Here is a 19,016-nt window from a genome sequence, read left to right as displayed (position 1 = left end):
TGGATGAGCGCATGCGGTGAAGCATGCGGTGAAGAGGGCGTGCCATCGTCTTCACCGCCATCCCACGGCTGCCGAGCAACGCTCCGGGAAACGCCCGGAGCCTGCCCATGGAACTCACCCAGGATGTCTCGATCCTGCTGCGCGTGGCCGCAGCAATGCTGTTCGGCGGCGTGCTCGGTGTCGAGCGCGAGATGGGCAAGCACGCTGCGGGCCTGCGCACCCACATGCTGATTGCCGGCGCTGCTGCGCTGATTGTTGGACTCGGCGATTCAGTGGCAGAGCACTTCCAGCAGGAGCGTTACCGCGACCTGCTGCAGGTCGACCCGGTGCGCCTGATCGAAGCCGTGGTCGCCTGCGTCGGCTTCGTTGCCGCCGGCACCATTCTGCGTGGGTCACGCGAGGATCAGGTCAGCGGCCTGACCACGGCCAGCTCGCTGATCATGGCGGCGGCCATCGGCATCGCCGTGGGCATCGGCAAGTACGTGATTGCCATCGGGGTGAGCGTGCTGTGCGTGCTGGTGCTGGCGGTGATGCGGCGGTTGGAGAAGAAGATCTAAGGGGTTGAGGGAGTGGGATCAGAGTCCCTTCGGGGGATCTGATCGTGATTCCAAGGCGGAGTTGAAGCAGTCAGGTCTGCTGCGAAGTGTTGCGCTGCAGGATGGCCAGTGCTCTGGCCAGCATCTGGTCAGGAACATCCGTCGTAGCGCCGTACAGATCTGCGATTCCCACTTCAACGCAGGAACAGATCAGGTCATTCAACTCCTCGTGCTTGTCTGTGGCGATCTGCCCCAACAGAGATCGCGGCAATGGATCGCCTCGACCCGCGATCTGAAGCTCTGAGCCTGCCTGATCCCAGTCTGGCAGGGCCATGGGTTCGCCCGAATCCGGATATGCGCGCAGGTGGGCGATGAGCGCATCCAAGCCTGCATGATTGAGAAGGTTCGCTTCAGCGTAGCCGGCCAGGCAGTCAGCTGCCTGTTGCTGCATGGACTGCAGGTCGCGGGTGGGGGCGAGTGTCATTCGTGTACCAGAGATGGGGCAGGATCCAGTGTGGTGGATGCGCGCCACTGTCTCAACCGTCTTAATGGTCGTACCAATAATTGATTCTAGCCCTATGGTCTAATAGGCTCTTCGCGCAATCAGCGGTTCAATCTGCGTCCAGCGGCTCCATAAATCCATTATTGGTACGACCAATAATGTTGGAGCCCATGACCGCCCACCCCTGCGGTGTTGAACCCGTCCCCAGTCGAGAGTCTTCATGCAGCCCTGGCAACACCTGTACGACCCCGCCGGCAACCTGTGGTTGTCCAGCCTGATCGCGCTGCTGCCGATCGCGTTCTTCTTCGTTGCCCTGGCCGTGCTGCGCATGAAGGGCTGGCTGGCCGGCACGATCACCGTGGCCATCGCGCTCGGCGTGGCCCTGCTGTTCTACCGGATGCCGTTGCCCCAGGCGCTGGGTGCGGCTGGCTTCGGCTTCGTCTACGGCCTGTGGCCGATCGCCTGGATCATCATCGGCGCGGTATTCCTCTACAAAGTCTCGGTCAAGACCGGGCAGTTCGACATCATCCGCGCCTCGATCCTGTCGGTCACCGAGGACCAGCGCCTGCAGATGCTGATGGTCGGCTTCGCCTTCGGTGCCTTCCTGGAGGGTGCAGCCGGTTTTGGTGCACCGGTGGCGATCACCGCGGCACTGCTGGTCGGGTTGGGCTTCAAACCGCTGTATGCCGCCGGCCTGTGCCTGATCGTCAACACCGCGCCGGTCGCCTTTGGTGCAATGGGCATTCCGATCATCGTGGCCGGGCAGGTCACCGGTCTGGATGCCTTCGAGATCGGCCAGATGGCTGGGCGCCAGCTGCCGTTCCTTACGATCATCGTGCTGTTCTGGATCATGGCGATCATGGATGGCTGGCGCGGCATCAAGGAAACCTGGCCGGCAGTGCTGGTGGCCGGTGGTTCGTTCGCCATCGCGCAGTATCTGACCTCCAACTTCATCGGCCCGGAGCTGCCGGACATCACCGCGTCGCTGGCCTCGCTGGTCTGCCTGACGCTGTTCCTGCGCCGCTGGAAGCCGGTGCGGATCTTCCGTTTCGATACCGAAACCAGCGCCGAGGCGGCCGCACAGGCGCTGGAGGCGCCGCGCTACAGCGTCGGCCAGATCGCCAAGGCATGGTCGCCGTTCCTGATCCTCACCGCGATGGTCACGCTGTGGAGCATCAAACCGTTCAAATCGCTGTTCGCGGCGGATGGCCCGCTGGAAAGCTGGGTGCTGAAGCTCCCGGTGCCGGGCCTGGACCAGATGGTGCAGAAGATGCCGCCGATCGTGGATGCACCGCTCAGCTACGAGGCGATCTACAAGTTCGACTGGTTCTCGGCCACCGGCACCTCGATCATCCTCGCTGCGGTGATCGCCATCATCGCGCTGCGCATGCCGGCCCGTTCGGCGCTGCAGACCTTCGGTGAGACCGTGCGTGAGCTGCGCATGCCGATCTACTCGATCGGCATGGTGCTGGCCTTCGCCTTCATCGCCAATTACTCGGGCCTTTCGGCGACGCTGGCGCTTGCACTGGCGCACACCGGTGATGCGTTCCCGTTCTTCTCGCCGTTCCTTGGCTGGTTGGGCGTGTTCCTGACCGGCTCGGATACTTCATCCAACGCCTTGTTCTCGGCACTGCAGGCGACCACCGCGCAGCAGATCGGCGTGTCCGACGTGCTGCTGGTGGCGGCCAACACCACTGGTGGCGTGACCGGCAAGATGATCTCGCCGCAGTCGATCGCCATTGCCTGCGCGGCGGTCGGCCTGGCCGGCAAGGAATCGGACCTGTTCCGTTTCACGGTCAAGCACAGCCTGATCTTCACCACGATGGTCGGCCTGATCACCCTGGCCCAGGCTTACTGGCTGACCTGGATGATTCCCTGAGCCATGCACGGTCAGCCGACCACCCGCTGCGCGCTTCGGGCCACAATGGCACCATGAGCACGCAACGTATTTCGGACAAGGTGGCCGCGCAGCTGCGCGGCCTGGTGCAGGAACAGCGGTTGCAACCGGGCGACCGGCTGCCGGCCGAGCGCACCCTGGCGGTGCAGCTGGGGGTCTCGCGCACCGCGCTGCGCGAGGCCATCGCGCAGCTGGCCAGCCAGGGCCTGCTGACCGCACGGGTTGGTGGCGGCACCTACGTGGCCGAACCCGCGGCGCGCGCGGCAGGCGCTGGATGAACCGCTGGCGCCGTACCTGCCGCTGTTCCAGGGCGACCCGGAATACCGCTTCGACGTGCTGGAGATCCGCCACGCGCTGGAAGGTGCCACCGCCTGGCATGCGGCGCTGCGCGCGACCGACGAGGACCGCACGCGCATCGCCCAGGCCTTCCAGACCATGATGGACGCGCATGGCAAGGATGACCCCACCGGCGAAGCGGAGGCCGACGCGGCCTTCCACCTGTCCATCGCCGAGGCCTCGCACAACCTGGTGCTGCTGCAGGTGATGCGCGGCCTGTTCGAACTGCTGCAGACCAACATCTCGCAGAGCCGCGAAAAGCTCTACACCTCGGCGAGGACCTTCTCGCCGTTGTCCGACCAGCACCGCGAGATGATGGACGCGGTGCTGGCCGGTGACCCCGAACGCGCGCGCCGCCGCGCATGCCCACCTCGAGTTCGTGCACACCACGCTGCGCACCCTCGATGACAACGAAGCCCGGCGTGCGCGGGCCTCGCGTCTACCTTCCCCACACGGTTGACCCCATGATCATCTCCGCCTCCACCGATTACCGTGCCGCAGCGCAACGCCGGCTGCCGCCGTTCCTGTTCCACTACATCGATGGCGGCGCGTATGCCGAGCACACGCTGAAGCGCAACGTTTCCGACCTGTCCGACATCGCGCTGCGCCAGCGCATCCTGCGAAACATGTCCGACCTGAGCCTGGAAACCGAACTGTTCGGCGAAACGCTGGCGATGCCGGTGGCACTGGCGCCGGTCGGCCTGACCGGCATGTATGCCCGACGCGGTGAAGTACAGGCGGCGCGCGCGGCCGACAGTCGAGGCATCCCGTTCACCCTGTCCACCGTATCGGTGTGCCCGATCGAGGAAGTGGCACCGGCCATCCAGCGGCCGATGTGGTTCCAGCTGTATGTACTGCGCGACCGTGGCTTCATGCGCAACGCGCTGGAGCGGGCGCAGGCTGCGGGCGTGACCACCTTGGTATTCACCGTGGACATGCCGGTGCCGGGTGCGCGCTACCGCGATGCCCACTCCGGCATGAGCGGTCCGAACGCCTCGCTGCGCCGCATCGGCCAGGCCATCACCCACCCGCACTGGGCGTGGGACGTGGGCCTGTTCGGCCGCCCGCATGATCTGGGCAACATCTCCACCTATCGTGGCAACCCGACCGGGCTGGAGGATTACATCGGCTGGCTGGGCAGCAACTTCGATCCCTCCATTTCGTGGAAGGACCTGGAATGGATCCGCGAATTCTGGAAGGGCCCGATGGTGATCAAGGGCATCCTTGATCCGGATGACGCGCGTGATGCGGCCAAGTTCGGCGCCGATGGCATCGTGGTCTCCAACCACGGCGGCCGCCAGCTCGATGGCGTGCTGTCCACTGCGCGTGCTTTGCCGGCGATTGCCGATGCGGTGCAGGGCGACCTGAAGATCCTCGCCGATTCCGGCATCCGCACTGGCCTGGACGTGGTGCGCATGCTGGCACTGGGCGCCGACACCGTGCTGCTGGGCCGTGCCTTCGTCTACGCGCTGGCCGCGCAGGGCGAGGCCGGCGTGGCAAACCTGCTGGACCTGATCGCCAAGGAAATGCGCGTGGCGATGACACTGACCGGTGCGCGCCGCATCGCTGACATCGGCCGCGATTCGCTGGTCAACCTGCCGTGAGTGGCCACGATGCCGTGCTGGCGCAGTTGCGCGATGCGGTCGGCAACCGCCATGTACTGACCGGCGACAAGGCCACCCGCCGTTTCCGCCGTGGCTACCGTTTCGGCGACGGCCCGGTGCTGGCGGTGGTGCGCCCGGGGACGCTGCTGGAGCTGTGGCGTGTGCTGCAGGCGGCGGTGCAGGGCGGGGCAGCGATCATCCTGCAGGCGGCCAACACCGGCCTGACCGGTGGCTCGACCCCGGATGGCAACGACTATGGGCGTCCGATCGTGCTGGTCAGCACGCTGCGCCTGACCGGCATCCAGCTGTTGAACGAGGGCCGCCAGGTGCTGTGCCTGCCCGGCGCGACGCTGGACCGCCTGGAGCAGACGCTGGCACCGCTCGGCCGCGAACCGCATTCGGTCATCGGCTCGTCCTGCATCGGTGCGTCGGTACTCGGTGGCATCTGCAACAACTCCGGCGGCGGCGCTGGTGCGCCGTGGCCCGGCCTACACCGAGCTGGCACTGTATGCGCAGGTCGATGCGCAGGGCCAGCTGCAGCTGGTCAACCATCTGGGCATCGCGCTGGGCGATACGCCCGAGCAGATCCTGCAGCGCCTGCAGGCGGGCGACTACCGTGCTGCCGACGTTGGGGACGGCGATGGCCGCGCCGCCTCCGATCCACGCTACGCCGAGGAAGTGCGCCGGGTCGATGCCGATACGCCGGCACGCTTCAATGCCGACCCCAGCCGCCACTTCGAGGCAGCGGGGTCTGCCGGCAAGCTGGCAGTATTCGCGGTGCGCCTGGATACCTTCGAGAAGGAGGCCGCCGAGGTCTTCTATATCGGCAGCAACCGCACCGACAGCCTCACCGCGATCCGGCGCCAACTGCTGACCGGCTTCGAACGCCTGCCGATTGCCGGCGAGTACATCCACCGCGATGCCTATGACATCGGCGAACGCTACGGCAAGGACAGCTTCCTGTTGATCGACCGCCTTGGCACCGCGCGTGTGCCGGCCGCCTTCGCATTGAAGAGCCGGGTTGATGGCTGGTTCGAGCGGCTGGGCCTGCGCAGCGTGACCGACCGGGTGATGCAGGTGCTGACCGGCCTGCTGCCCTCGCACCTGCCCAAGCGCATGGGCGAGTTCCGCCAGCGCTACGAGCATCATCTGCTGCTGAAGGTCTCCGCGCAGGACGCCGCGGAAACCGAGGCCTGGCTGCGCGGCTTCTTCGCCGACCATGAGGGCGGCTACTTCCACTGCACGGCCGATGAGGGGCGCAAGGCGTTCCTGCATCGCTTCGCTGTGGCCGGCGCCGCGGTGCGCTACCGCGAGGTACACCGCGACCAGGTGCAGGACATCGTCGCGCTGGACATCGCCCTGCGCCGCGATGATGCCGACTGGTTCGAGCAGCTGCCGGTCGATATCGATGGCCGCCTGCTGCACAAGCTGTATTACGGGCACTTCCTGTGCCACGTATTCCACCAGGACTACATCGCGCAAAGGCGAAGACCCGATGGCGATCGAGCATGCGATGTGGGCGTTGCTGGACCAGCGTGGCGCCGAGTATCCAGCCGAGCACAACGTCGGCCACCTGTACCCGGCCAAGCCGGCGCTGGCCGGGTTCTACAGGCAGCTGGACCCGAGCAATACCTTCAACCCGGGTATCGGCCAGACGTCGAAGGCGAAGGGGTGGGGTGGCTGCGACTGTAGTGGGCATTAGCGGCGCACTCTCTGAAAATTCGGATCTCTTGCATTCATCACTGATCGGGTTCGCACTAGGCTGAGGTCTTGGCTGAAACGGATACAGAACCAATGCAGAGTGCAGATCAGATATGGGCGTCCATCAAAGCGTCGCTTCACGAGAAGAATTGTCTGGATGAAGTGCAGTTGCGACCGGGAGCTTCCGAAAGCGAGCTGGTTGAACTGGAAGCTCAGCTTGGAGTCGCTTTGCCAGATCTGCTCAGGCAGCTGCTGATGATTCACGACGGGCAGGATGGGGCCGGGCTTCTGTTCGGCACTCAGATGCTCTCGTCCATGGAGATCAGGCGGCAGTGGCAGGGTTGGCGTGAGATCGAGGCCGACGGCATGAACGAGGACTGCGCGGAGTTCATGAAGTCCAGTCCTGCGGGGGTGGTGAAGCCGATGTATACCAATGCACGTTGGATACCGCTGACTCACGATGGTGGCGGCAATCACATGGGATTGGATTTCGACCCCGACATTGACGGTGCTGAAGGACAGATGATTGCCTTTGGTGCGGATGAAGACACCAAGTACCTTCTTGCTCCCACTTTCGCTGACTTCGCTGAGAAGGCTGTGGAGTGGATCACTCAGGCAAGCTGGGATGGTGAGAATCTCGAGTCGTCAACTGATGACGGCTTCGCTCCCCCGGCCATTCTCCGTACTGCTGGAGGGGCGTAGTTGGGAGCGCCGTTCTGACAGGTAGTGTGCCGCTTGGGTTCCGGTTCACCGGGCTGGTCGCGATCGTTCCGTTATTCCTGCGCTACCATCTTGATTCCACGAGCAGGAATCTCATCCATGCCCCCCGTCCTTGCCCGCACGACCGTGTGCGTTGCACTGCTGGCCACCCCGATGCTGGCGCTGGCGCAGGGCTCAATCCTGCCGCAGCAGCGTGACGCTGCGGGCAACGTGATGGAGCCGTTGGGGCAGGTGCTGATCGCCAGTGAGACGGGGCCGGTGGGGCTCTACGAGTGCACGCGGGACGGCAACTGGTGCGTGCGCGTGCAGCCGGTTGCCAAAGATGGTGACCGGCCGACCGTGCTGGAAGTACTTGAGAAGGAACCGGGCCAGGGCACGCCACACACCTACCACGTCAGCATCGACGTGCCGCAGGAAAGCGAGCTGTCGCTGTGGCCGTGGATCGTGCGGCTGGCACCTGGCGTGGGCAGCGATGAACCGGTGACCGACCCGCAGCAGCGCGCCCGCCAGAATGTGCTGGTGGGTGGCATCGTCACGTTCAGCGCCATGTACTCCGGTGGAGGTGCCGACGCATCCACGCTGCAACTGGCACGCGTGCGCCACCTGCAGGACGACATCCAGGTGGACGACGACGTGTTGACCGTGCCATGGCTGGGCAATGCGATGATCCGCGCCTGTTTCAGCGAACAGGACATCAAGCAGCGCGCAGGTGCCTGCCATGACGAATACGGCTTCTCGGCGAAGCTGGCGCTGGATACGGTCGCCGAGGGCATGCCGGTGCTGCGCTACCAGACCGTGGCGACCCGGTTCCCGGCCGGTGTTTCGCGCTTCGAGGATTCGCTGGCCAAGGGGCCGTTGAAGAAGCAGGATCTGCGCACCGAGCAGGACCCGGCGTGCACCTACACGCGGCTGTTCCGCTTCAGCGATGGGGTATTCCACCCCGACCAGGCGCTGCCGGATTGCGCGGGGTATACCGAACCCTGAAATGTAGAGTCGAGCCATGCTCGACTGGTTTTCGGATGGGTCGCGCAGAAAACCAGTCGAGCATGGCTCGACTCTACAAAAGCCTGCTGCCGCGCTTACTCGCAGCGGGTGGACGTGATGATGTTGTCCTTGTCCACGAACACGCGCAGGCGGTCCGGGCGGATGTCCTTGGTGGTGATGGTGCTGGGGCCGATCGGGTTGACCAGGCCGGCACCGCTCTCGCGGGACAGGCGACGGATGTTGGGCTCGTTGGCCGGCTGGCCGATCGCCCAGCCCAGCTGGCTGGCGTCGCAGCGGCCACTGCCTTTGACTTCCGGGCCAGGGGTGCTGACGCAGGCCGACAGCAGCAGGGCGGAGGCCGGCAGCAACAGGGACAGACGGAATGCAGACATGTGAGCGCTCCTGCGCAGGGGACGATGGCGGGAACGATAGCACCGAGCGTGCGAAAGGCGTCAGCGCCCCGGTCATTGCCGGCACAGCGTGGTCATTGCATAGTGGGAGGAATAGCTGGCAGTACGCCAGCGGGCAGGCCGGGCCTTTCCGGCGCAGGTGTTGGATACGGTATGACGGCAGGCAGTTTCCGCGGCAAGGACAAGACAATGACGGCCCTGATGTTGTCGTTGCTGGGCGTGGCGTTTGCCGCCTCCGCTGCCGATCCGGAATCCGAGCAGGTCCAATCCCCGGTATTCGGCGCCTGGCGCAACCTGCAGACCGAATCCGGCTACGCGCCGGCGCAGCGTAACCTGGCCTTCGCCATGCTGCCGCAGGCGGCCACCCGCGGCGACCGTTTCGCCATCCTCGACCGCGAGGGCAAGCGGGCGGTGTGCTGCCTGCAGGTGGCCAGCCCCTCGCTGGGCGTCGCTGCGCTGCGCGGGGAGTACCACCTGCCGCAGGCCTGGGTGACGGACCTGAGCAATGGCCGTAGCCCTGCACGACCCTATGTGCCGCACGTCTATGCGATGCAGCGGGTGGACGAGCTGGCCGACTACAGCTTCGCCGATGTACCTGGCGCCTACAGCGACCTGGGCGGTCTGCTGATTCCGGAAGGTGCCGCGCTGGAGGCCGACGGCAGTGCCGTGCGCCTGGGGGACAGCCGCTACCCGCTGCAGTTCCAGCGCCAGCCGCACGCCGATGACGATGGCGCGCTGGACCGCTACAGCCTGCAGGCCGGCGAGGGTGCCGCCCCGATCGTGGTTGAAGTGCCGTTCGGCACCTACTGATTGCAGCGTTGCACTGGCTAGAATGCAGCGCGGCGCTGTCTGCCGTGCCTGCTCCGTGAGTCGTGCCGTGTCCTTGCGTCCCTTCCTGCTGTCGTCCCTGCTGCTGTTGTCTGCCTGTGCCAGCGCGCCTCCGCCGCCGGCCCATTCCGATGCATTGTGGCGATTGATTGAACGTGACTGCCAGGGCGCCGAAGGCCCGCGTGGCGATTGCCTGCGGGTGGAGACGGCAGCAGACCGCCGCGATGTGCTGGTCAAGGACGCGCACGGCGACTACCAGTTCCTGCTGATGCCGCTGGACAAGGTCAGCGGCATCGAGAGCCGCAGCCTGTACCAGCGAGGTGCACCGAACTACTTCGCTGCAGCCTGGCAGGCGCGCAGCCACACCGAACAGGCCTTGCGGCAACCGCTGCCGCGCAACGTCGCCAGCCTGGCGTTGAACTCGCCGCACGGCCGCTCGCAGCACCAGTTGCATATTCATGTGGATTGCCTGCGTGCCGACGTGCTGCAGGCGCTGGACACGCATGCTGCCGCCCTGGGCAGCCAGTGGACACCGCTGCCGGGGCTGCTGCGCGGCCATCAGTACCAGGCACGCCTGCTGCCGGGCGCAGAACTGACCGCCAATCCGCTCAATCTGCTGGCCTACGACCTCGCAGGCGTGGACGACGTCGGCCAGTGGAGCCTGGTTGTGGCGGGCCGGGACGCCGTGCAGGGCGTCCCGGGCTTCATCCTGCTGGCCACCCGTGTGGACGCGGGCACCGGCAACGAGGCCAGCGCCGAAGAGCTGCAGGACCACGCCTGCTCGGTGCTGACCGGTGCCGGCAACGCGCTGGAGCGGGTGCGCTAGTCCAGCACCCTGTGCTTGTTCCGCCACATGGGTGCGGTCAGCGCCAGCAGCTGGCGATCCTGCCAGCCATCCAGATCCAGATGATGGTCGCGCAGCAGGCCTTCCTGCTCGAAGCCGAAGGCCCGCAGCGCGGTGGCGAACGGATCACTGCAGTCCGGTGGCAGCATCACGAACAGGCGATGCAGGCCGACATCCTCGAACAGGAACGGGCACAGTGCACGCAGCGCGGCATCGGAATGCGGGTGCCAATGCTGCAGCGACAGCAGTTCGGCGCTGCGCGCGTGTAGTGATTGCAGCCGTACGTGCAGCTGGTCCAGTACGTTGCCGTGCTCGTCATCGAACACCCCCAGCAGCAGCTGGTCGTTGTCCTGTTCCAGGCGTGAGCGATGCATGTGGGCGAGGAAGCGCGCTTCCTCATCGATGACGGACGGATCGCGGCGGCCGCGCCGGCGGCGGTCATCGAACAGGCGCCAGCGCGGCAGGTCGGCACGCTGGAAAGGGCGCAGGGGGACCGGTGCGGCCTGCAGCTGCAGCAGGTGACGGCGCAGCACCGGGCGCAATGGGGGAAGGAGGGAAGTGGGGTACGGGGTCATCATCCCCGGCACGATGGCCGTGCCTGCAGCCCTGCACCATTCAAAACATTGCAAAAGTGTGGTGGATGGCACTGCGGGTCTGATTCGGTTCAGGCATAAGGCCATCAGGCCTGGTCATTTCCGTTGAAACCCCCCATTCAGGACACTTTCGTTACGGGATCGTTATGCGCCGTACAGGCCGCTGCCCCCGTACCACCACCCGCCCAACTCCCCAGGAAGCCCATGTCCGCCTCCCACAAGGCGCTGCGCCCGCGTCCGCTGGTGCTCGCACTGTCGTCCCTGATGCTGGTCTCGCTGCCGGCCTTCGCGCAGGAAAGCGCACCCACCACATTGCAGGAAGTGAAGGTCACCGGCTCGCGCATTCCACGCGCCAGTGTCGAGGGCCCGTCGCCGGTGACGGTGATCAGCCGCGAGCAAATCGATGCGCAGGGCTACCGCAATGCCTTCGACGCACTGAGCGCGCTGACCGAGAACACCGGCAACGTACAGGGCGAGGACTTCGGCAACACCTTCACCCCGGCCGCCAACACCATCAACCTGCGCGGGCTGGGCCCGAACCGCACGCTGGTGCTGGTCAACGGCCGCCGCCAGGCCGACTACCCGCTGGCCTACGAGGGCTCGGTGAACGTGGTCAACCTGGCCAACATTCCCAGTGCGCTGATCGAGCGCATCGAGGTCCTGGCGGCAGGTGCGTCGGCGGTGTACGGCTCCGACGCCATCGCCGGCGTGGTCAACATCATCCTCAAGGACCGCTTTGAGGGTGTGGACGTGAACGTGCGGGCCGGCGGCACCCAGCAGGGCGGTGGCGACAACCAGCGCGCAGGTCGTCGGTGGCAGTTCCGGCGAGCGCTGGGATGCCCTGTTCGGCTTCGAGTTCGACGTGCGCAAGGCGATCCATGCGCGCCAGCGCGACTTCATGGACTCGCTGGATGATGACCCGGCCGGCAAGGCGCCGCAGGCGACCGCGATCGCGTATCGCCGCAACGCCGCGACCGGTCGCAACATCGATCCGGGCGCCAATGGCTGCGACGCGGCGTCGGACATCTATGGCGGCAGCGTGTTCCGTGCCTTCAACCCGCGCCAGGGCTGGTATTGCGGCAGCAACGAGGCCGCCGCCAGCTACTGGACGGTGCAGACCGAGAAGCGCAACCTCAACGGCTACGGCCTGCTGACCTTCCACGTCAACGAGACCACCGACCTGTTCGCCGATCTGGCCGTGGGCAGCGCACGCATCACCAACAACACCCGTGCGCCCACCTGGACCTCGGCCCGCAACTACTTCTACAACCAGACCACCGGCAACCTGGAAAGCTGGTACCGCCGGTTTGCGCCCGAGGAAATCGGTGGCCTGCCGCGCAATGCCAACCGCTTCCTGGAAAACTCGTGGTCATTCAACGTCGGGCGCGCGGCCAGATCGGTGACAGTGGCTGGGACTATGAGGCGGTCTACAGCCGTTCGCGTTACGAGAACCGCACCCGCCGCCCGGTGCTGCTGGCCGGTATCAACGAATACCTGCTTGGCCCGAAGCTCGGTGTGCGCAATGGTGTGGAGGTCTATGCGCCGGATCCGGCGCGCCTGTTCCAGCCGCTGAGCCCGAACGAGTACCAGAGCCTGTCCGGCTACCAGGAGAGCCGCAACGCGGCGTGGCTGCAGACCTTCAGCGCCAGCGTCAACGGCCGGCTGTTCGCACTGCCCGGTGGCGACGCTGCGCTGGCTGCGGTGGTCGAAGCCGGCAGCCAGGGCTACCGCAACCGCCCGGACCCGCGACTGGGCACCGGTGAATTCTGGAACACCAGTGCCGGTATTGGCGCCGGTGGCGAGCGTGACCGCTACGCTGCAGGTGTGGAGCTGCAATTGCCGCTGCTGCAGTCGCTGACCACCACCCTGGCCGGTCGTTATGACCAGTACCGTGCCGGTGGCGAGCACATCGGCAAGGCCACCTGGAGTTTCGGCGTCGAGTTCCGTCCGATCGAGAGCCTGCTGATCCGTGGTACGGCGGCGACCAGCTTCCGTGCGCCGGACATGAACTACGTGTTTGCCACCGAAACCCGCGGCTACAACCCGGGCATGACCGATTACTGGCGCTGCCGCACGGCGGGCCAGTCGTACGACAACTGCGACTACAACGGCCTGTCGATTGATTACAGCAACCGCGCCAATGCGCAGCTGCAGCCGGAATCGGCCAAGTCGTATGGTTTCGGCGTGGTCTGGTCGCCGCTGTCCGGCCTGGATTTCAGCGCTGACTACTACGACATCCGCATCGACAACGAAGTGACCAGCCTCGATACCAGCCGCATCCTGCGTGATGAGGCCGATTGCCGCCTGGGCCGGACGCTGGGCGGCGAAGCGCGCGATATCGGTTCGCTGCTGTGCCAGGACGCGCTGTCGCGGGTGATCCGCAATCCGTCCAATGCCACCGTGCAGCCGGACCAGGTGACCCGCGTGCTGATCAATCCGATCAACGCGGCCTCCGAATCGGTTCGCGGTCTGGACCTGAAGGGCAACTGGCGTTTCGATGCCGGCCGCTATGGCCGCTTCACCACGCGCCTGGCCTACACCGTGGTGCTGGAGCACAAATACCGACAGTTCTCCGATGATCCGGAGCGTGACATCCGCAATTCGCTGGATGACTACCAGTGGCGCAGCAAGGCCAACGGCAGCATCACCTGGAACCAGGGTGACTGGACCACCACGCTGTACGGCAACCGCTTCGGCTCGCTGCCGAAGACCGATGGCAGTGGCCGCATCGCGCCGTACATGACGTACAACGCCAGCGTGTTCCGCCAGTTCGGCGAGAACCTGTCGGTGGGCGTAATCGTCAACAACCTGCGTGACAGCCGCCCGCCGGCGGACAAGAACGGAGGCGGCTGGCCGTTCTATCCGGTTGGCAACTACGACCCATATGGCCGCCAGTACTGGGTGCAACTGGACTACCGGTTCCGCTGATTCCGCAGGCGAACGAAAGGCCCAGCATTGCTGGGCTTTTCGTTGTGCAGTGCACCCGTGTTGCCGCTGCGCGCGTGGCATGCTGTGGCGCTACCCGGAGGAGGATGCGCATGGATGTCAGGGTGTGGAGTGTGATTGCAGTGGTGGCCATTGCAGGTTGCAGTGGCAGGCAGGCGGCCAGCGTGGAGGATGCCGCGGAGGTGGCCAATGCCGCGCCTGCGCAGTCTCACGCGCAGCCAGCGGAGCACGCTGGGCCATCGCGCGGCAACGGCATCGAGTGCCACGACGGCGGCAGCTGGGCTCGCGCAACCGGAGGGGCACTTCCTCGAGGGCGAGCGCATGCTGCTGAGCGAGGGTGCGGTGTCCGTGCAGAAGAGCGAGGCGCTGCTGGGTTCCGACAAGGCTTTCGCGCAGGCGATCAGCCAGTTCGAGCGCGATGCGGCCGGCCACCCGGAAGTGCAGGACCTGACCCGGCTCTACAGGACGGCCGCGACCCGGCTCATCGGCAGCGACGGCACGCTGGTGTCTTTCGCCTGTGGCTACAGCCTGTGTGTTGGCGAGATCCGAAGCCGTACCGATGAGGATTTCAGTGCCTGGTCCGAGGCGATCGGCACGGACAAGGCGGCCCCGGTCTACAGTCTGACCACGGCGCCGATGACATGGGGCAGGGACCAGCGTGGTGGGCGCTTCGTGTTCTCGGTGGATCCTGCAGCCAACGCCATCACGGGCCCGTAGCCGGCGGATGCCCGGCGCCGCGGCGCGTTACGGAAGCGTCTGCTGCAGGTACGACTCGATGACGTAGCTGAAAGGCTGCTGCTGGCGGTCGCGCAGCAGGGCACGCACTTCCAGGATCACGCCGTGATCGCCTTCGCCCCGCGGCGGCCAGAACGTCTGGTCAGCCAGGGTCTGGCGCTGGAAGCCGAGCGGGCCGACCACGCGACCGAACGGTTCGTCGGTGCTGTCCAGCACCTGGTTCATGGCCGGGCTGAGGTGACCAGGCAGGTACCAGTTGTCGGCCTCGGACAGCACGCGGCTGCCGCAGACCAGCTGCACGCGGCGATAGCGCAGGTCGGTACCCGGCTTCACGCCCAGCGCCTGCAGCACGTCGGCGGGGGCAGGCTTGTCCTGGCCGTGTATGCGCACGGCGCGCACCCGCGCCTGTTCGGCCAGGCCGTGCTCTGCGCACCAGTGTTCCAGCGTGGCGGTGGCGCTCTGCCCGGACAGCACGCGCTGGTGCAGGCGCTCGACCAGCGCAGCCGGGGCGATGCGCTGCTGGCCCGGCGGCGACTGCAGCGGCGCGGCGGCCGCAGCATCAGTGGCGGACAGGCTGGCGATCGGAGCGGCGGCAAGCAGGGACGCGGCCTGCCAGCGGCGGAGACGATCGTGGCGGTCGGACGGGCCCATGCGGCATCACAGCGGAAACAGGCGCCCATGTTACCCGTTCAGGGGTGTGCACGGCGTGGCTGCGACCGGTTGTCGCAGGGGGAATCATCGTTCTGGTGAATGCGTGCCATCCAGATATTTCGTTGGCCGATGGCGCTATCGAGGCGCAGGATGGCGCCAGTCTTGGCTTTCCGGGAATTCCCGATGACCCTGCAGTTCATCCACGGCGGTGTCGACCGCGACGGTGCACCGCTGCACTTCCACATCCGTGATGGCCGCATCAGCGGGCTCAACGGCCATACCGGCCCGGCTGAAGGGGCGGAAAGCGTCGATCTGCAGGGCTTTGCGGTGCTGCCGGGGTTGGTGGATGGCCACATCCACTTGGACAAGAGCTTCGTCGGCGACCGTTGGCATCCGCATCAGCCGGTGAACAGCCTGCGTGAGCGGTTGGCGGTGGAAAAGGCGGCAGTGGCGGCTGCGGCGCCGATGGTCGATCGCGCCGAGGCGCTGATCCGCCAATGCAGCGGCTTCGGCACAGTGGCAATGCGCTGCCATGTCGATATCGATGGCAGCACCGGCCTGCGTCACCTGGAAGCGGTACACGAGGCCGCATTGCGCTGTGCCGACATCATGCGCATCCAGCTGGTGGCGTTCCCACAGGCCGGGGTGATGTCCTGCGCTGGTACCGCAGCGGTGCTTGAGCAGGCCCTTGCTGCGGGCGTGGAGGTGCTCGGCGGCATCGACCCGACCACGCTCGACGGTGATGCCGAAGGCCAGCTGGCGCTGCTGTTCGGCCTGGCTGAGCGCTATGGCGTGCAGCTGGACATCCATCTGCATGAGCCCGGCGAAACCGGTCTGGCGCAGCTGCTGCGCATCGCCGCGCGCACCCGGGCCGCTGGCCTGCAGGGTCGGGTGGCGGTCAGCCATGCCTATTCGCTGGGCGACGTGCCGCTGGCGCGCGCTGCAGGTGGGCGAGGCGCTCGCCACGGCTAGCGTAGCGATCATGAGCAACGCGCCGGGCGATCATCCGTTCCCGCCGCTGCGCGCGTTGCATGACGCTGGTGTGCGCGTGTTCGCCGGGAACGACAACATCCGCGACTGCTGGTGGCCGTATGGCAACGGCGACCTGTTGCAACGCGCGATGCTGCTGGGCTACCGCTCCGGCTTCCATACCGATGCCGACCTGATGCTGGCGCTGGACATGGTGACCACCCATGCCGCGCAGGTGATCGGCCTGCCGCAGCATGGCATTGCCGAAGGCCGGCCGGCGACGTTCGTGGCCGTGCGTGCCGACCACGGCCCGGCCGCCGTGGCCGGAGTGCCGGTGGAGCGCCGCGTGGTGGTCGACGGCCGCTGGCTGTAGATCCACGTCATGGCGTGGATGCGCCATCGCGTGGTCTCATTCATCCACGCATGGCGTGGATCTACCCCGATGTGCCGTCAGGCGTAATCGTCGGCGCGCGTGGCGACGAATTCCTCAAGCCACGCCAGCAGGTGGGCGATGTCGATGACTTCGCCCTGTTCGACGCGCTTGAGCAGCAGTGTGCTGGCGCCGATCTGCAGGCTGCTGTCGGCATAGCGCAGCACCGCATCGATGCCCCAGGCATCGGTGACCTGCATCCAGGCCAGACCCGGCACGCGCTGGGCCAGGGTGTCACCGAACGCCACGCCCAGCGCTTCCCAGCCATCGCAGTCGGCACGGTCGATCAGCTCGGCATCGACCACGCGCTGCAGTGTGCTGGCCGCCAGCGGCCATTGCACCGGCAACGTCGGGAAGCCGGCCGCCACGCGCGCGGCGATCAGCGAGCGCTGGTGCTGCAGATGCGTCTGCAGCGCCGCAGGCAGCGGATCGAAGCGGGTGGGGATTTCGTCGGACATGGCAGGCGCCGTGGAGCACGGAAACAACAGGCACTCTACGAGGCGATTGTTGCCCGCTATACGGCCGGAGTGACCATGTTTCGATGCGTGATGCGCGAAAGGCATCCACGCATGGCGTGGATCTACCGTGGTCAGTCCGGTTCGCGCTGCACCTGCCGCCACAGCTCGCTGGCCAGTGCACGCACGGCATCATCGGCGTCCGCGCGATGCAGCAGGCCGATCTCGTAGTTGTCGATCACCGGCAGCTCGCGCTCTCCATCGATGATGCGGTGCTCGCGGCTGACCGCGCGGCGCGGCAGCAGGCTGATGCCGATGCCATCGGCCACCGCGCCCTGGATGCCGCTCAGCGACGAGCTGGTGAAGGCGATGCGCCAGCGCAGGCCCAGCGCTTCCACGGCATGGATCATCTCGTCGCGGTACAGCCCGCGCGGCGGGAAGGTGACCAGCGGCAGCGGGTCCTGCTGCAGGCAGCCGCTGCGCAGGCTGTCGATCCAGTGCATCGGCTCGCGCCGGCAATGCACCGCCTGGCGGCTGTTCCGGCGTTGCTTGACCAGCACCAGGTCCAGCTCACCGTGGTCGAAGCCCTGCGCCAGGTCGCGGCTGAGGCCGCTGCTGATCTCCAGCTTCACCTGCGGGTGGCGACGGCTGAAGGCGGCCAGCATGCGCGTGGTCTGCGCGTTGACGAAATCCTCGGGCACGCCGATGCGGACCGCGGTCTCCACCGTCGCACCGGCCAGCGCCTGCGCCATTTCCTCGTTCAGGTCGAGCATGCGCCGCGCGTAGCCGAGCAGGGTGTGGCCGGCGTCAGTGGGGTGCACGTCGCGATGGCCGCGTTCGAGCAGGCGATGCCCGGCCAGTTCCTCCAGCCGGCGCACCTTCTGGCTGACCGTGGACTGGGTCGAATGCAGGCGCGTGGCCGCCGTGGTGAAGCTGCCGCAGTCGGCCACCATCACCAGCGCCCGCAGCAGGTCCAGTTCGAACAGGGTTCTATTCGATTTGGCACTGTCTTGCATTTGAACATTTCACTTCTGGATACCCAGGCCGACTTCTACCATGCAGGGCAGGGGCCGGCAATGCCCGGCTGTTGCTACCGTCGCACGGCGTTCCGTGGCGACGGACATGAGGAGACACTGTCATGCGCGTCCATCATTCCGCTGGCTGGCCTGCGCCGTTCACGCGCGTGCTGCTGTTGTGCCTGCTGGCCATGGTCACCCCCGCCTGCACCGCCACGTCCAGGGCCGACGCAGACGCGCGCCTGCGGGATGCTGCCAGCCGCGGCGACGCCGATGCGGTGCGACAGGCGATCGAGGATGGCGCCACGCTGGAGGCGCGCGATGGCCAGGGCCGCACCGCGCTGCTGCTGGCCACGCATGGCAACAACGTGGATGCCGCGCGTGAGCTGATCGAGGCCGGGGCAGACGTCAACGCCAAGGACGCGTTGCAGGACAGCGCCTACCTGTACGCCGGTGCGCGCGGCCTGGACGAGATCCTGGCGATGACCCTGGCGCATGGCGCCGATCTGCGCAGCACCAACCGCTATGGCGGCACCGCGCTGATTCCGGCCGCCGAGCGCGGTCACGTCGCCACTGTGCGCACGCTGCTGCGGGCCGGTGTGGCGGTGGACCATGTCAACCGGCTGCACTGGACCGCGCTGCTGGAAGCGATCCTGCTCGGCGATGGCGGCGCGCCACGTGCAGATCGTGCAGCTGCTGCTGGAGGCCGGTGCCGACCCGGAGCTTGCCGACGGCGACGGCGTGACGCCGCTGGCGCACGCGCGTCAGCGCGGCTATACCGGAATTGAGACCCTGCTGCGCCAGCACGGCGCGGTGCGTTGAATGCAAACCCCTTCCACCCGCACGCTGGGCGTGCCCA

The 19,016-nt window shown here is 66.6% G+C and carries 14 protein-coding genes and 5 pseudogenes; 13 read left to right on the top strand and 6 right to left on the bottom strand.

The genetic code is table 11. The annotated features are described in order from the left end of the window. Positions 1-107 precede the first annotated feature (107 nt). On the top strand, positions 108-557 hold the full coding sequence (locus tag ACZK2V_RS13505) for an MgtC/SapB family protein (RefSeq protein WP_032129616.1): 450 nt from the start codon (positions 108-110) through the stop codon (positions 555-557). A 70-nt stretch (positions 558-627) separates the two neighbouring features. Here ACZK2V_RS13505 and ACZK2V_RS13500 read toward each other — a convergent pair whose 3' ends face one another. After that, a complete protein-coding gene (locus tag ACZK2V_RS13500; RefSeq protein ID WP_486322483.1) occupies positions 628-1,020 on the bottom strand; it encodes a hypothetical protein in 393 nt (130 codons plus the stop codon). Positions 1,021-1,258: 238 nt separating this feature from the next. Between ACZK2V_RS13500 and lldP the strand changes: the two genes are divergently transcribed. The 6 genes and pseudogenes from lldP to ACZK2V_RS13470 all read left to right on the top strand — a co-directional run bounded on the left by lldP (position 1,259) and on the right by ACZK2V_RS13470 (position 8,280). Continuing rightward, the gene (lldP, locus tag ACZK2V_RS13495) at positions 1,259-2,917 is read left to right on the top strand and encodes an L-lactate permease (RefSeq protein WP_486322482.1); all 1,659 of its coding nucleotides are present in this window, start codon (positions 1,259-1,261) and stop codon (positions 2,915-2,917) included. Positions 2,918-2,970: 53 nt separating this feature from the next. After that, positions 2,971-3,731, top strand: a pseudogene (gene lldR / locus ACZK2V_RS13490) (transcriptional regulator LldR). A 4-nt stretch (positions 3,732-3,735) separates the two neighbouring features. Continuing rightward, positions 3,736-4,875, top strand: a complete 1,140-nt coding sequence (gene lldD, locus ACZK2V_RS13485; RefSeq protein WP_049422810.1) for an FMN-dependent L-lactate dehydrogenase LldD — start codon at positions 3,736-3,738, stop codon at positions 4,873-4,875. After that, positions 4,872-6,577, top strand: a pseudogene (dld, locus tag ACZK2V_RS13480) (D-lactate dehydrogenase). Before lldD ends, dld begins: the two are co-directional and overlap by 4 nt. Before the next feature lie 92 nt (positions 6,578-6,669). Then, entirely contained in the window at positions 6,670-7,278 is a 609-nt protein-coding gene (locus ACZK2V_RS13475; RefSeq protein WP_201116522.1) for an SMI1/KNR4 family protein, read from the top strand. Positions 7,279-7,395: 117 nt separating this feature from the next. Next, positions 7,396-8,280: a hypothetical protein gene (locus ACZK2V_RS13470; RefSeq protein WP_182266290.1), complete on the top strand. Its 885-nt coding sequence runs from the start codon at positions 7,396-7,398 to the stop codon at positions 8,278-8,280. Positions 8,281-8,375: 95 nt separating this feature from the next. Here ACZK2V_RS13470 and ACZK2V_RS13465 read toward each other — a convergent pair whose 3' ends face one another. Continuing rightward, positions 8,376-8,672 carry an I78 family peptidase inhibitor gene (locus ACZK2V_RS13465; protein ID WP_006373100.1) on the bottom strand — a complete coding sequence of 99 codons (297 nt, stop codon included), beginning with the start codon at positions 8,670-8,672 and terminating at the stop codon, positions 8,376-8,378. A gap of 171 nt (positions 8,673-8,843) precedes the next feature. On the opposite strand from ACZK2V_RS13465, the gene ACZK2V_RS13460 reads away from it, so the two are divergent. After that, complete coding sequence (locus ACZK2V_RS13460; protein ID WP_201116510.1) at positions 8,844-9,500, top strand: decarboxylase; 657 nt, start codon at positions 8,844-8,846, stop codon at positions 9,498-9,500. 67 nt (positions 9,501-9,567) lie between these two features. Continuing rightward, positions 9,568-10,344: a CDP-diacylglycerol diphosphatase gene (locus ACZK2V_RS13455; protein WP_201116508.1), complete on the top strand. Its 777-nt coding sequence runs from the start codon at positions 9,568-9,570 to the stop codon at positions 10,342-10,344. Here ACZK2V_RS13455 and ACZK2V_RS13450 read toward each other — a convergent pair. Beyond that, positions 10,341-10,940: a GNAT family N-acetyltransferase gene (locus ACZK2V_RS13450; protein ID WP_486322481.1), complete on the bottom strand. Its 600-nt coding sequence runs from the start codon at positions 10,938-10,940 to the stop codon at positions 10,341-10,343. The genes ACZK2V_RS13455 and ACZK2V_RS13450 overlap by 4 nt on opposite strands. A 219-nt stretch (positions 10,941-11,159) precedes the next feature. On the opposite strand from ACZK2V_RS13450, the pseudogene ACZK2V_RS13445 reads away from it, so the two are divergent. Continuing rightward, a pseudogene (locus tag ACZK2V_RS13445) lies at positions 11,160-13,883 on the top strand (TonB-dependent receptor plug domain-containing protein). A 207-nt stretch (positions 13,884-14,090) separates the two neighbouring features. After that, entirely contained in the window at positions 14,091-14,618 is a 528-nt protein-coding gene (locus ACZK2V_RS13440; RefSeq protein WP_486322480.1) for a hypothetical protein, read from the top strand. Between the two features lie 27 nt (positions 14,619-14,645). Here ACZK2V_RS13440 and ACZK2V_RS13435 read toward each other — a convergent pair whose 3' ends face one another. Next, a complete protein-coding gene (locus ACZK2V_RS13435) occupies positions 14,646-15,287 on the bottom strand; it encodes a hypothetical protein (protein ID WP_071229110.1) in 642 nt (213 codons plus the stop codon). 183 nt (positions 15,288-15,470) lie between these two features. Between ACZK2V_RS13435 and ACZK2V_RS13430 the strand changes: the two are divergent. After that, a pseudogene (locus ACZK2V_RS13430) lies at positions 15,471-16,629 on the top strand (amidohydrolase family protein). A 77-nt stretch (positions 16,630-16,706) separates the two neighbouring features. On the opposite strand, the gene ACZK2V_RS13425 reads toward ACZK2V_RS13430, so the two are convergent. Together ACZK2V_RS13425 and ACZK2V_RS13420 are read right to left on the bottom strand one after the other, a co-directional pair. Continuing rightward, the gene (locus ACZK2V_RS13425) at positions 16,707-17,144 is read right to left on the bottom strand and encodes a DUF3806 domain-containing protein (protein WP_049422802.1); all 438 of its coding nucleotides are present in this window, start codon (positions 17,142-17,144) and stop codon (positions 16,707-16,709) included. Positions 17,145-17,275: 131 nt separating this feature from the next. Beyond that, positions 17,276-18,157, bottom strand: coding sequence for a LysR substrate-binding domain-containing protein (locus tag ACZK2V_RS13420; protein ID WP_149501180.1), 882 nt, complete (start codon positions 18,155-18,157; stop codon positions 17,276-17,278). A 122-nt stretch (positions 18,158-18,279) separates the two neighbouring features. Between ACZK2V_RS13420 and ACZK2V_RS13415 the strand changes: the two are divergent. Then, positions 18,280-18,979, top strand: a pseudogene (locus tag ACZK2V_RS13415) (ankyrin repeat domain-containing protein). Positions 18,980-19,016 lie beyond the last annotated feature (37 nt).

The sequence above is a fragment of the Stenotrophomonas sp. 93052_Sma genome, assembly GCF_056481145.1.
The sequence above is the reverse complement of the archived record's forward strand: the minus strand, read 5'-3'. Positions and strand labels throughout refer to the sequence as shown.